This is a genomic window from Streptomyces sp. NPDC002884 (assembly GCF_040295245.1).
Taxonomy (GTDB): domain Bacteria; phylum Actinomycetota; class Actinomycetes; order Streptomycetales; family Streptomycetaceae; genus Streptomyces.
This window is the reverse complement of record NZ_JBEOVB010000003.1, coordinates 173,917-187,505: the sequence shown is the minus strand read 5'-3', so window position 1 is coordinate 187,505 and position 13,589 is coordinate 173,917. Positions and strand designations below refer to the sequence as shown.

Here is a 13,589-nt window from a genome sequence, read left to right as displayed (position 1 = left end):
AGCCGCCGCCGCCCGGACCTGGACGTCCGCGTGATGCCGGGCTCATGGCGTGAGCCCACCGCAATCCCATCCACCAGCACGGAGTCAGGAAGATGACAAAACGAGCCTCGGACGTGTCCGTGAGCCCGCCCAGGAGCCGTAGTAAGTACACCCTTGCGCCGCTCGTCCTGATCGCGGCCAATGTCGTGCTCTTCGCGCTGTTTTTCGTCTGGCCGGCGGTGATCGGGCTCGTTTACTCCTTCACGAACTACACGGGCGTGGGGTCGTTCCAGTTCATCGGACTGGACAACTACCAGAAGCTGCTCGGGGACTCGACCTTCTACGACGCGACGACCCGGACGCTCCTGTACACCGTGCTCTTCGTTCCGCTGAACTTCGTGCTGTCGCTGCTCATCGCCAACGTGCTGGTGAGCAAGCACGCCAAGGGTGCGTCGGTCGCCCGGCTCTTCTTCTTCATCCCGTGGCTGCTGTCGCCCATCATCGTGGGTGTCCTGTGGCGATGGCTGTTCGGTGAGAACTTCGGACTGGTCAACTACCTCATCGAGAAGCTCGGCGGAAGCGCCGTTCCGTGGCAGTCGAACGCGGACCTGTCACTGATCGTGGTCGTGGTGGCGGCCTCCTGGGCCTGGACGGGCTTCTCGATGCTGCTGTTCATCGCGGCGATCAAGAACGTGCCGACGTCGTACTACGAGGCGGCGGCGCTCGACGGCGCCGGTCCGTGGCGCCAGTTCATCAGCATCACACTGCCGAGTATCGCGCCCACCTCCTTCATCGTCATCCTGCTCAACACGATCCACGCGATGAAGGAATACGCGGTGTTCGCCTCCCTCAACAGCGGCGGACCCGGAACGTCGAACAATCTGCTGGTCCAGTACATCTACCAGACGGGGTTCAAGGCAGGCCAGATCGGCTACGCGAGCGCCGCCTCGTTCGTGCTCATGCTCATCCTGATGGGCGTCGCGGTCATCCAGATGATGGTCAACCGGCGGGTGGAGAACCGATGACAACCACAGACATGCCGCGCAAGGCCGACGCCGACTCCGTACGGGCCGTCTCCAAGAAGAGGTCCCGCGGGTCGGCGACCGGCGGACTTCGGCGCGCGATCGCCCCGACGACTCTGCTGTGGGTCCTGGCGGGCCTCTACGGGATCCCGGTGCTGTGGTTCGTCCTCAGCTCCTTCAAACCGGCGGGAGACCTGTTCTCCCTTCCGCTGACGGTGCTCCCGCAGAACCCCACCGTGTCGGGTTACAAGGAAGCGTGGGCAAGCGCCAACTTCGCCCAGTACTTCATCAACACGACCCTCGTCTGTGTGATCGCGACGATCCTCACGGTGGGAGTCAGCTGCTGCACCGGGTACGCGCTGGCCAAGTACGACAACAGATGGCTCAAGGCCTTCTTCCTCTGCATCCTGGCCACCACGATGCTCCCTGCCGAGGTCATGCTCGCCCCGCTGTTTCTGGTGGTCCGCGACCTGGGCTTCTACAACTCGCTCGCCGGCATCATCCTCCCGGCCCTGCTCACCGCGACCGGGTGCTTCATGTTCCGCCAGTTCTTCCTGACGGTCCCCGACGAGCTCATCGAGGCCGCCCGCATCGACGGCGCCAAGGAGCTGTCGATCTTCCTGCGGATCATGGTGCCGCTCTCCCGGCCCATCATGCTGACGCTCGCCATCCTGTCGTTCCAGTGGCGGTGGAACGACTACATCTGGCCGCTGCTGATGCTGAACGACCCCGAGAAGTTCACCGTGCAGATCGGCATCCAGAGCCTCGTAGGGGCGCAGAACATCAACTGGTCGGTGCTGCTCGGCGGTTCGGTCATCTCCATGATCCCGCTGATCGTCGTCTTCCTGGTGTTCCAGAAGTACGTCATGAACGCCGACATCAACGCCGGACTGAAGGACTGACCTTGCCCACCCCGCTCGACCACGAGTTCGTCCGGTCGGCGGCCCGCGCCGCCGACCGGCCGGCCGTCCCGTTGGCGGCCCGCCCGGACGAGGAACCCGCCGGTGTGCCGCACCGTGGTCTGGCGAGGCGGGTGAAGACCCTGATCGCGGCATACCGTTCCCCGGACTCGGCACTGCACGGCAGCGGGCAGGCCGTCGCCGCCGCGACGACCCATCTCCGCGCCCTGCGGGCCGCGCAGACAGCCACCGGCCTCTTCGCCGGCGGCGACAACGTGCAGTCACCCCCGGACTCCGCCTTCACCGTCAACGACGTGTGCGACGCGCACGTCCTCGCCGCCGGCGCCGGGCCGGAACTGCACGAGGTCACGGCCGCGCTCGCCGAGATCGCCGGCGCCGCCTCCGGCAGTCTCCTGACCGGCGGGGTGCACACCCCGAACCACCGCTGGGAGCTGTGCGCGGCGCTGGCCCGGCTGCACCGGTCGTTCCCGGACGACCGGCTGCTCGACCGCGTCGAGGAGTGGCTCGCCGAGGGCGTCGACATCGACGCGGAGGGCCTGTACTCGGAACGCAGCGCCAACTACGCGGCCCACGTCTCCAACCCGTCGCTGCTCCTGCTCGCCGAGGTCCTCGGCCGCGCCGACCTGCTGTACGCCGTCGAACGCAACCTCGCCACCACCCTGGACCTGATCAGGCCGGACGGCACGGTGGAGACCGTCCACTCGCGCCGCCAGGACCAGAAGAGCCCCTTCCCGCTGGCGCCCTACCTGCCCCACTACCGGCTGCTCGCGATCCGCACCGGCCGCGGCGACTTCGCCCGCGCGGCCCGGTTGGCGGCGGCCGGCGGCATCGACGACCCCGATCTGCTCGCCGAGACCCTCCTCACCCCGGACCTGTGCCTGGCCCTGCCCGAGGAGGTCGCGGAGCCCCTCCCGCGCGACCGGTACCTCACCACCGCACGCCTCGCCGTCCGCGCCTCGGCCACCGCCCACACGGTGGTGTACGGCGGCTCCGACGTGCCCGAGCACCGGCGCATCCGCTCGGGCCTCGCGTGCAACCCCACCTTCCTGCGCCTGTTCGCCGGTGACGCCGTCCTCGACGCGGTCCGTCTCTCGCGCGGCTTCTTCGACCTGGGCCCGTTCCGCGCCGCCGAGATGGAACAGCCCGCCGAAAACGCCTACCGGCTCACCCAGACCCTCACGGCCGCCTACTACCAGCCGCTCCCGAAGGACGAGAGGCGGGACGACGGCGGCTACCGGCTGGTGGACGACGGACGCTTCTCCGCCTCGATGGCCTTCCCGGACCGGCCCCAGGACGAGGTCTCCCACACGACCCGCGTCGAGGTGGACCTGCGGGAGGACGGCGCGGACCTGCGGATCGACATCAGTGGACCCCGGGTGCCCTGGTCCCTCGAACTGACCTTCCGCCCGGGCGGCGAGCCGGAGGGAGCCGTCCCGCTCGGTGACGGGCGCTGGTGTCTGACGACCGGCCCGATGACCTACCGGGCCGGTGACGACGAGATCCGGGTCGAGGTCGACGTCGAGGCAGGCGAACCGCTCGCCGGGCCGGACCGCGGCGACGTACTGCGGTACGACCCGGGGCAGGACTACACCGTGGCGGGCGGCACCGACGCGACGACCGGGAACCGCGTCTGCATCGGCGGCCTCGGCCCGCACACACTGACCCTCGCACTGCGCGCCCACCGGCCCGCACCTGCCGTGTGACTCCCACGACCACCCACACCATGACCGTCTCAGGTATGAAGGGCTGATCCCCGTGCACCTCACGTCCCCTCCCGTGCACCTCACGCACCAGTGCGGACCGCTGCACGACCTGCCCGACACCCCGCAGGCGTACGACGCCGTCCTCGCCGACGTCACCGAACAGGCGCTGCGCCGCCTCACCCCGCGGGGCAGCCTGGAGCACCCCGACTGCGTCGACGACATCGGCGACACCTCGCTCGGCATCACCTCCCTGCTGGCACTGGCCTGGCAGCGCACCGAGGACCCGCGGCTGCCGGAGGCGGTCCGCCGCAGCCTCGCCTTCCACCTCCGCGAGCGGGTCTACCTCGACGACAACCCGGGCTACCCGAACCTGAGGGTGCGCGGCTGCGGACTCCCGTACGCGCGCTACACCCTGGCGGCCGGCGCGCACCCCGTCGGCGACTGGCCCAGCACGGTCTGGGCGCTGCTCCAGGCCGTGAACGTCCTCGACACGGCCGACGGCCTGGTGGCGGACGAGCAGCGCGCCGAACTGCTGGAGGTGGCGCGCGGCTACTGGAGCTGGCTGACCGAGGCGACCTTCTTCAACCCGCAGGAGGCGGGCAACCAGGCCATCGGCTGTGTGGTCGGCGGCCTGATGCTGGCCCGCCACCTTCCGCCGGAGGACGGCGAGCCGGTCCGCGCCCGGGCACTCGCGCTGTACTCCGACGAGATCCGCGCCCACCGGGTCCGTGACCGGGGCGCCCTGCTGCCCCCCGAACACGGCGGCGCCTACGACAACAACTACGGCCCGATCTCCCTCTCCTTCCTCGCCCAGGCCCACCGGGTCAGCGGCGAGGAAGTCTTCGCCGAGGACGGCGAGGCGCTCGCCCGTTACCTCGACGCCCGTCTCACCGGCGGCGGCTTCGACAACGGCGGCCCCCGCTACAGCGAGCAGCACTCCGCCTTCGAGTCCGTTCTCGGCCTGCGCTACTTCGGCGCCCGCATCGGCGCCGACCTGGGCCGTTACCGGGGCGACAGCCGCTGGGCGCGGCACGCGGTCAAGGCGGACGGCGGTGTCGACGGCCACTTCGCGTGGATGCTGGTCTGGCAGATCCAGGACGCCACGCGCTGGCACCGCGAGCCGTCCACCGCATCCGCACGGCACCAACTGCGCGCCGGCACGGTCTCGGTGGCCTTCGACGACCGGATGACCCCGGCGGTCGTCGAGGCGGCCGGGACGTACTATCTGCCCGCCGCCGTCAACCGCCAGCACGGCTTCGGTCCCGTCACCGACGGCTTCCTGCTCTGCCGGCCCATGGGCGAGGTCAGGGTCCGCGATGTCCGCGCCGACGGCCTGACCGCCAAGCTGGTCACCAAGCCGGTCGTCGGCCGCGACCACGTCCTGCGCAGCGTGCGCTCCCTGTACGTCACCGACGGCACCGCCCTGTGGACGACGGTCGCCGTGGAGCGCCTCGACGGGACGCCGTACCTGCTGGCCGGCCTGCCGTACGCCGAGGACGACGGCGACAGGGTCCGGCGCACGGCACACGGCGCCGTCTCCTCACCGGGCGGTCTGCGCCTCACGCACCCCGACGCGCAGGGCGCCGAGCACTTCGACGCGCGCGCCGAACTCACCCAGGAGCAGGCCGCGTTCGCGCTCGCCGCCGACCCGCGCGGCTACGGCAACCCCGACGAGGGCTGGCGCCACCTGGTCAGCTCGACGGCACTGGAGGCGGGACCGCTCCCGGACGCGCCGGACGACCTGCACGTGTTCGCGGTGCGCCACGGCACGGAGGAGCCGTTCGGCGTGACGGTCGAGCGGCGCGAGGAGGGCCTCACGGTACGGACAGACGTCTTCACGGCGGTCATCGGGGCCGACGACGCGCACGGCGAGCCGCGGCTCACCCTGCGGCGGGCCGGCGCCTGAGGCGCACGGACGGGCAGCCGGGCGGAACGGCCGGCCGGGTGGAACGGCCGTTCCGCCCGGTGACCGGCCGGCCGGGTGACCGGGCGGTTCACCGGGGTGCGGCCACCACCAGATCGGCCCGGTCCCTCGTCGTCGCCACCAGTTCGGCGTTGCGCTGGTCCGTCCCGCGCACCCAGGCCACGGCCGCCTCGTGCGGCTTGCCGAACTCCTCGTGCCGGGCGACCAGCCGGCGGACCCGCTCGTCCTCGTCGATCTCGAGGAACCACACCTCGTCCAGGGCGGCCCGTACCCGCGGCCACGCACCCGTGCCGACGAGGAGGTAGTTGCCCTCCGTGACGACCAGCCGGGCCGTCGGCGCCACCGGCACGGCCCCCGCGACCGGCTGTTCCAGGTCCCGCTCGAAGCCCGGCGCGTACACGGGGTCCTCGCCGTCCGCCTCCTCCCGCAACCGCCGCAGCAGGGCCGCGTAGCCGGCCGCGTCGAAGGTGTCGGGCGCTCCCTTGCGGTCCCGCCGGCCGAGGCGGTCCAGTTCGACGTCGGCGAGGTGGAAGCCGTCCATCGGGACATGCGCGACCCAGGGGTCCCCGGCGCCGTTCAGCTCCCGCACCAGCCGCTCGGCGAGCGTCGTCTTGCCCGAGCCGGGGCTGCCCGCGATGCCGAGCAGCGTCCGCCTGCCGCCGTCCCCGGCGAGAGCACGGGCGCGTACGAGCAGATCGTCGAAAGTGAGCACACAGCAGAGTGTCGCAGTCTCCTGGAAGGTGACCCGCAAGGTCGCAAGGAGAGGAGGACGACCATGTCCGACGACGAGTGGCAGATCCGCACCCTGATCACCCGCTGGGCCGACGCCGTCCACCGGGGCGACCTCGACACCGTCCTCGACCAGCACGCCGAGGACCTGGTCATGTACGACGTGCCGGCGCCCCACGAGGGCATCCGGGGCCTGGCCGCCTACCGGGCGACCTGGCCGCCCTTCTTCGTCTGGCAGGCCCAGGGAGCCTGCTTCGACATCGACACCCTCGACGTCACCGCAGGTCACGACGTCGCCTATGCCCACGCCCTGCTGCGCTGCGGCACGCCCGAGGAACTCGCCGAGTGTCCGGGCCTGCGGCTGCGGCTCACCTTCGGTCTGCGCAAGGAGCACGGCCGCTGGCTCATCGCCCACGAGCACCACTCCTTCCCGCACGACTGACCGCGCCCGGCCGCCGTACGGACGTGGCCTGCGGGGCCGGCGCGGGAATGTGTCGTGCGACACAGCGGTGAGGGACCCGATGTGGGGGAACGAGGGCGGTATGACGTCGACGCTAGGTCTCCCCGAAACGATCCAGGCCTGTCTCTTCGACCTCGACGGGGTCGTCACCCGAACGGCCGTGGTGCACGCGGCCGCCTGGAAGGAGACCTTCGACGCGTTCCTGTACGCGCACGGAGGCAAGGACTTCCGGCCGTTCGACGAGGCCCACGACTACGCCGAGTACGTCGACGGCCGCCCCCGCGCCGACGGCGTCCGCACCTTCCTCGCCTCCCGGGACATCGAGCTGCCCGAGGGCGAACCCGGTGACCCGCCCGACGCGCGGACCGTCCACGGGCTGGGCAACCGCAAGAACGAGCTGCTCCTGGAGAGGATCCGCACCGAGGGCGTCGAGCCGTACGACGGCACCCTGGGCTACATAGCGGCGGCCCGCGCGCACGGCCTGCGGACGGCGATCGTCTCCTCCAGCGCCAACACCCGCGACGTGCTGCGCTCGATCGACGCAGAGGACCTCTTCGAGGTACGGATCGACGGTGTCGTGGCGGCCGAGCGGGACCTGCCGGGCAAGCCGCGCCCCGACACGTTCCTGGCCGCCGCCCGCGACCTGGGCGTCGAGCCGTCGAGGGCGGCCGTCTTCGAGGACGCGCTGGCCGGGATGGACGCGGGCCGTGCCGGGAATTTCGGGTACGTCGTCGGCGTCGACCGGGTCGGGCAGGCCGACGCGCTGTACACGCACGGCGCGGACATCGTGGTGAAGGACCTCGCGGACCTCGCGGAGCTCGCGGGCGGCGCCGGCGGGGAGGACGGGAGTGATCACTGACCGGTCCTACGCCGTCGAGCCCTGGCATGTGCGCGAGACGCGGCTCGACCTCGACGTCCTGGCGCAGAGCGAGTCCGTGTTCGCGCTCTCCAACGGACACGTCGGCTGGCGCGGCAACCTGGACGAGGGCGAGCCGCACGGCCTGCCGGGCGCCTACCTCAACGGCGTCCACGAACTGCACCCGCTGCCGTACGCCGAGGCCGGCTACGGCTACCCGGAGTCCGGGCAGACCGTCATCAACGTCACCAACGGCAAGATCCTGCGGCTGCTGGTCGACGACGAGCCGTTCGACCTGCGCTACGGGCGGCTCGTCGCGCACGAGCGGGTGCTCGACCTGCGCCGGGGCGTCCTGGAGCGGACCTGCGAGTGGACCTCGCCCGCCGGTTCCACGGTCCGGGTGCGCTCGACCCGGCTGGTCTCCCTCACCCAGCGGGCCGTGGCCGCCGTCGCCTACGAGGTGGAGGCCGTCGGCAGCAGCTCCCGGGTGGTGATCCAGTCCGAGCTGGTCACCAACGAGAGCCTGCCCGACCCGAACGGCGACCCGCGCGCGGCCCGGGCCCTGAAGTCACCGCTGGAGCCGGAGGAGGACGTGGCCGTCGGCCGGCGGCTGCGGCTCGTCCACCGCACGAAACGCAGCGGGCTGCGGGTCGCCGTGGCCGCCGACCACGAGGTCACCGGCCCCGAGCGGACCACCGTCAGCAGCGAGAGCAACGTCGACGTCGCGCGGCTCACCGTGACCTCCGTGCTGGAGCCCGGCGAGCGGCTGCGGGTGGAGAAGCTCGTCGCCCACGGCTGGTCCGGCGCCCGCTCCCGGCCCGCGATGAGCGACCAGGTGGAGGCGGCCCTCGCGGCGGCCGGACACAGCGGCTGGGCGGGCCTCCTCGACGACCAGCGCGCCTACCTCGACGACTTCTGGTCCCGCGCGGACGTCGAGGTCGACGGCGACGAGGAGATCCAGCAGGCCGTCCGCTTCGCCCTCTTCCACGTGCTCCAGGCCGGTGCCCGCGCCGAACAACGCGCCATCCCCGCCAAGGGGCTGACCGGGTCCGGTTACGACGGCCACGCCTTCTGGGACACCGAGACCTTCGTGCTGCCCCTGCTCACCTACACCGCGCCCGGAGCCGTCGCCGAGGCCCTGCGCTGGCGGCAGAACACCCTGCCCGCCGCCCGCGAACGGGCCGTCCAACTCGGCCTGCGCGGCGCCGCGTTCCCCTGGCGGACGATCGAGGGCTCGGAGGGATCGGCGTACTGGCCGGCCGGGACCGCCGCCTTCCACGTCAACGCCGACATCGCCGATGCCGTGGTCCGGTACGTCACGGCGACCGGGGACCGGGACTTCGAAGCGGCCACCGGCGTCGAACTGCTGGTGGAGACCGCCCGGTTGTGGCGCTCGCTCGGCCACCACGACGCGCACGGCACCTTCCACATCGACGGCGTCACCGGGCCCGACGAGTACAGCGCGGTCGCCGACGACAACATCTACACCAACCTCATGGCCCGGGCGAACCTCCGCGCCGCCGCCGACGCCGTCGCACGGCACCCGGGCGAGGCCGCCCGGCTCGGTGTGGACGAGGAGGAGAGCGCGGCCTGGCGGGACGCGGCCGAAGCGGTGCACGTGCCCTACAACCACGAACTCGGCGTGCACGAACAGCACGCGGGCTTCACCCGCTACCAGCAATGGGACTTCGCGGGCACCCGCCCCGACCAGTACCCCCTGCTGCTCCACTTCCCCTACTTCGACCTCTACCGCAAACAGGTCGTCAAGCAGGCCGACCTGGTGCTGGCGATGTACACCTGCGCGGACCACTTCGACGAGGAGCAGATCGCCCGCAACTTCGCCTACTACGAGCCGCTGACCGTCCGCGACTCCTCCCTCTCGGCCTGCTGCCAGGCAGTGATCGCCGCGCAGGCCGGCCATCTGGGGCTGGCCTACGACTACACGACCGAGGCCGCGCTGATGGACCTCGCCGACCTGGAGCACAACACCCGCGACGGGCTGCACATCGCGTCCCTCGCGGGCACCTGGATGGCCCTGGTCGCCGGCTTCGGCGGGCTGCGCGGTGACAGCGAGGGCCTGCGTTTCGCCCCCCGGCTGCCGGAGAGGTTCAGCCGTCTCGCCTTCAGCGTCCAACTCCTCGGCCGCCGCCTTCGGGTGGAGATCGGCCCGGACAAGGCCACGTACACCCTCCTGTCCGGCTCACCCCTGACGATCCGTCACCACGGTGCCGAGGTGCTGGTGAACGGCGACGGCCCCGTAGCACGCCCGGTACCGCCCGCCCCGGCCCGGCCGGTACCGCGCCAGCCCCCGCACCGGGGGCCGAACACCCGCTGACACCCGGGCCGGCGTCCGGCGGTGTGTTTCCCGGCCGCCGGGCGCTGGTAGGTAGTGGGGGTGTCCGAGGCGGCGAAGGGGAGCGGCATGGCGGAGAGTGGGCACGACGGGCGGCTCGCGGACGAGTTCTTCACGGCCGGCGGCTCGTCCTTCAGCGACTTCCTGGCGGCGCACCGGCCCGAACTGCTGCCGACGAGACGCCCGTTCGCCGACGGCGTCCGGGCCGCCCCGGACAGCTTCCCGCACGGTACGACCGTGCTGGCCCTCGTCTACCGCGACGGGGTGCTGATCGCCGGCGACCGCCGGGCCACGATGGGCAACCTCATCGCCCAGCGCGACCTGGAGAAGGTGCACCCGGCGGACGACCACACCGCCGTCGCCTTCGCCGGCACCGTCGGACTCGCCGTCGACATGGTGAAGCTGTTCCAGGTCGAGCTCACGCACTTCGAGAAGGTCGAGGGCATCCCCATGACCCTCGGCGCGAAGGCGCGCAGACTGGCCACCATGATCCGGCAGAACCTCGACCAGGCCATGCAGGGCCTCGCCGTCGTCCCGCTCCTCGCGGGCTACGACACGGCGGCCGGCCCCGGCGCCGGGGGCCGCATCTTCAGCTTCGACGTGGCGGGCGGCCTGTACGAGAAGGCGTCCTTCCACGCCGAGGGCTCCGGATCCCCTTACGCCCGCGGGGCGTTGAAGAAGCTGTACCGGGCCGGCATGTCCCGGCGCGAGGCGGCCCTGGCCGCACTCCAGGCGCTGTACGACGCGGCCGACGACGACTCGGCGACCGGCGGCCCCGACATCGGACGCCGTATCTTCCCGATCGTCTCGGTCATCACCGAGGACGGCTTCGAGCGGCTGCCCGAGCCGGAGACGGAGCGGCTCAGTCACGAGATGGTCGAGCAGCGCCGCACCAGGCCGGACGGCCCGCACGCCACCGAGCCGCGCTCGTCCCAGCGGGCCCGTGGGACCGGGTGAGCCGGGCACGGCGTGCGCCTGCACGCAATCGCGGGGCCCGGCGGGGGAGTTCCCGGTCTCAGTCGCGAACCCCCCACTCCTTGCGCCGTCTTGCGATCTGCTGGACCGGATCGCCGGTGTACGACCAGGGCGTGCGGGTCACCCGGTGGCCGAGGATCCGCAGCAGCGGCGCCGCCACCTCCGCCGTGCCCGCCGAACACGCCGCGTGCGCCAGGTAGTTGACGTCGCGCAGCTCGCCCGGGGCGACGGCGTCCTCCTTGCGGCCCGTCATCCAGCGTTCCCAGGTGCGGCGGACGTCGCTGACGGCGCCGTCGTTGTTCCAGTGCTGGCCGAGGCCCACCGCGGTGGAGCGGTCCTGCGTGGCGTCGAGGGCGTGGCGGAACTCCTCCACGCGCGCGTACTGCACCAGCACCGGCAGCGGACAGCCCGGCGGGGCCGCGCCCGCCGCGTCACGGGCGAAGTCGTACATCAGCCCGTGCGAGCCGTGCCAGCGGGCGGAGTAGTAGTGCAGCACCTGGAGGTGCCCCTCCATGCTGTACGGATCCCGTTGGTGCAACTCGTCCCACCAGCGGGCCAGTTCCTGTCGGCGCACCCCGGCCGGATAGAGACGGGCGACCGAGATCAGCGAGGTCCACGGTGTCGGGTCGTCCAGGTACGCCTCGGCGGCGGACAGACACGCCAGCACCGCGCCGTCGACCCGGGTCTGGTCGATCGGCACGCCACGGCCCGCTGCGATGGCCACGTTGAACGCCCGGGCCGTCTCCGTGGCCGCCCGCAGCACCAGCGCGTCGGCGCTGTGCGGCTCGGCGGCGAGCCAGGTCTCCACCGTCGAACTTCCCGCGCAGGCCTGCGCCAGCAGCCGGACCCGGTGGCCGCGGGAGAGCCAGTCGGGGCCGGTGGCACGCAGCAGGTCCCGCAGGCCCTGCCAGCGGCCGATGACGATGTCGTGCCGGGTGGAGGAGAGGGGAGCGTCCCCGCAGTCGGGGTCGAAGTCGGGAGCGAAGCGGTCGCGCGCCATCGGGTCCCCTCTCAGAAGTCGGTGGAGAGACCCTCGTGGCCGGCGGAGTGCGTCGCCGGGCGCCCCTCGGGCACGTAGTCGGCCTCGACGGTGCGCGAGGCGTCCAGCCGGGCGGGCCGGTAGTAGTCGCTGCCCTGCCGCCAGTACCAGAGCATCGGCACCAGCCCCACGGCGAGTCCGCCGATGCCGATGGCGACCGCCGCGGGGTTCAGCTCACCGAGCGACTCCACGAAGATCCAGAACATGAACACGGCGCCGAACAGCGGCCACAGCCCGCCGAGGAGGAAGTCGGAGGGGGACTTCAGCAGCGTCTTCCGGTACGCGACGACCGCCGCGAGGCCCGCCAGCCCGTAATAGACGGCGATCTGGAGGCCGATCGCCGCGATGGCGTCGGCGAGGATGTCGCCCACCGAGCCCAGCGCGTTGGAGGCGACGAACAGCACCAGGGCCACCCCGCCCACCACCGCGATCGCCACCCAGGGCGTGTTCCAGGTGCGGTGCACCCGGCCCAGCGCGGACGGCATCGTACGGTCGCGGCCCATCGCGAACAGCGAGCGCGTGACCTGGATCAGGGTCGTCTCCAGGGTGGCGACGGTGGACAGCATCACGGCCACGATCAGCACCTTGCCGCCCCAGCCGGGCCACACCTCCTCGCCCAGCGCCGCCAGCACGTTCGCGCCGTTGTCCTCGATCCGCTGCGAGCTGAGGATGACGTTCACCGCGATGGTGAAGACCTCGAAGAGGAGAAAGACGATGCCCACCCCGATCAGCCCCGCCAGGCCCGTCGTACGGCGGCTGTCGCGGGTCTCCTCGCTGAGGTTGCTGGTCACGTCCCAGCCCCAGTAGTAGAAGGCGGCGACCAGCGCGCCCGAAGCGAAGCCGGACACCCCGTCGAAATGGCTGAATCCGAGCCAGGACCAGTCGAACGGCAGCGAGTTGTCCGTGTGGAAGAGGGCGAGCACCGCGAACAGCGCCAGGATGGCCAGCTCCACACCCGACATGATCAACTGCGCGCGTACGGTGAGCCGGGCCCCGCCCAGCACGACGGCCAGCATCACCACGAACCAGGCGGCGCCGACGACGGTCGACAGCGCCGTGTCGTCGGCGAGGCCCTCGTCGAACAGGGCGAGCGTCATCGACCCGGCCGGCAGCGAGCCCGCCACCATGAAGATGGTCGCCGAGATCACCAGCGCCCAGCCGCTGATGAAGCCCAGGAAGGGGTGGAGCGTACGCCCCACCCAGGAGTAACTGGCGCCCGCGTTGACGTCGATCCGGCTGAGTCGGCTGAAGGCCAGCGCGATGCCCAGCATGGGTATCGCGCAGTACAGCAGCGCCGCCGGTCCGGCCAGGCCCACGGCGCCTGCCAGGACCGCCGTGGTGGCGGCGATGGAGTAGGCCGGCGCGCTGCCGGCGACCGCCATCACCACCGTGTCGAAGGTGCCCAGGACGTTCGCCTGGAGGCCTCTTCCGGTGCTGTTGCTCATGGTTGCGCTGCTTTCCGTCGTGCACGCCGCCCGAGCGGGGAGGACCCGGCGGTGTATGGGGGGTGAGGGTGAAGCGTCGCCGTGCGTCGCGAGGGGGTGACCTCGGGGGACGGCGGCGGAGAGGGGCGCGGAGGGGACCGTCCCAGCACTGTGTTCGCGGACGGTCACACCGAGTGTGCGAGTG

At 71.8% G+C, this 13,589-nt stretch carries 11 protein-coding genes; 8 read left to right on the top strand and 3 right to left on the bottom strand.

Features of this window, described 5'->3' with window-relative positions:
* Positions 1 to 92: 92 nt before the first annotated feature.
* The 4 genes from ABT070_RS08195 to ABT070_RS08180 all read left to right on the top strand — a co-directional run bounded on the left by ABT070_RS08195 (position 93) and on the right by ABT070_RS08180 (position 5,530).
* Positions 93 to 1,004, top strand: a complete 912-nt coding sequence (locus ABT070_RS08195; protein ID WP_351756398.1) for a carbohydrate ABC transporter permease — start codon at positions 93 to 95, stop codon at positions 1,002 to 1,004.
* Positions 1,001 to 1,903, top strand: a complete 903-nt coding sequence (locus ABT070_RS08190) for a carbohydrate ABC transporter permease (protein ID WP_267022999.1) — start codon at positions 1,001 to 1,003, stop codon at positions 1,901 to 1,903. The genes ABT070_RS08195 and ABT070_RS08190 overlap by 4 nt, the downstream gene beginning before the upstream one ends.
* A gap of 2 nt (positions 1,904 to 1,905) precedes the next feature.
* A complete protein-coding gene (locus ABT070_RS08185) occupies positions 1,906 to 3,624 on the top strand; it encodes a hypothetical protein (protein WP_351756394.1) in 1,719 nt (572 codons plus the stop codon).
* Positions 3,625 to 3,697: 73 nt separating this feature from the next.
* Positions 3,698 to 5,530, top strand: a complete 1,833-nt coding sequence (locus ABT070_RS08180; protein WP_351757334.1) for a hypothetical protein — start codon at positions 3,698 to 3,700, stop codon at positions 5,528 to 5,530.
* A gap of 88 nt (positions 5,531 to 5,618) precedes the next feature.
* Here ABT070_RS08180 and ABT070_RS08175 read toward each other — a convergent pair whose 3' ends face one another.
* The gene (locus tag ABT070_RS08175) at positions 5,619 to 6,260 is read right to left on the bottom strand and encodes a nucleoside/nucleotide kinase family protein (protein WP_351756391.1); all 642 of its coding nucleotides are present in this window, start codon (positions 6,258 to 6,260) and stop codon (positions 5,619 to 5,621) included.
* A 63-nt stretch (positions 6,261 to 6,323) separates the two neighbouring features.
* Here ABT070_RS08175 and ABT070_RS08170 point away from each other — a divergent pair, with 63 nt between their 5' ends.
* The 4 genes from ABT070_RS08170 (at position 6,324) to prcB (ending at position 10,903) form a co-directional block, all read left to right on the top strand.
* Complete coding sequence (locus tag ABT070_RS08170; protein WP_351756388.1) at positions 6,324 to 6,719, top strand: nuclear transport factor 2 family protein; 396 nt, start codon at positions 6,324 to 6,326, stop codon at positions 6,717 to 6,719.
* A 100-nt stretch (positions 6,720 to 6,819) separates the two neighbouring features.
* The gene (locus ABT070_RS08165; RefSeq protein WP_351756385.1) at positions 6,820 to 7,596 is read left to right on the top strand and encodes a beta-phosphoglucomutase family hydrolase; all 777 of its coding nucleotides are present in this window, start codon (positions 6,820 to 6,822) and stop codon (positions 7,594 to 7,596) included.
* The gene (locus tag ABT070_RS08160; protein ID WP_351756382.1) at positions 7,586 to 9,928 is read left to right on the top strand and encodes a glycoside hydrolase family 65 protein; all 2,343 of its coding nucleotides are present in this window, start codon (positions 7,586 to 7,588) and stop codon (positions 9,926 to 9,928) included. Before ABT070_RS08165 ends, ABT070_RS08160 begins: the two co-directional genes overlap by 11 nt.
* Positions 9,929 to 10,015: 87 nt before the next feature.
* Positions 10,016 to 10,903, top strand: coding sequence for a proteasome subunit beta (gene prcB / locus ABT070_RS08155; protein WP_351756379.1), 888 nt, complete (start codon positions 10,016 to 10,018; stop codon positions 10,901 to 10,903).
* 58 nt (positions 10,904 to 10,961) lie between these two features.
* Here the strand turns inward: prcB and ABT070_RS08150 are convergent, their stop codons facing one another.
* Positions 10,962 to 11,921, bottom strand: coding sequence for a hypothetical protein (locus ABT070_RS08150; protein WP_351756376.1), 960 nt, complete (start codon positions 11,919 to 11,921; stop codon positions 10,962 to 10,964).
* Between the two features lie 11 nt (positions 11,922 to 11,932).
* A complete protein-coding gene (locus ABT070_RS08145; RefSeq protein ID WP_351756373.1) occupies positions 11,933 to 13,405 on the bottom strand; it encodes an APC family permease in 1,473 nt (490 codons plus the stop codon).
* Positions 13,406 to 13,589 lie beyond the last annotated feature (184 nt).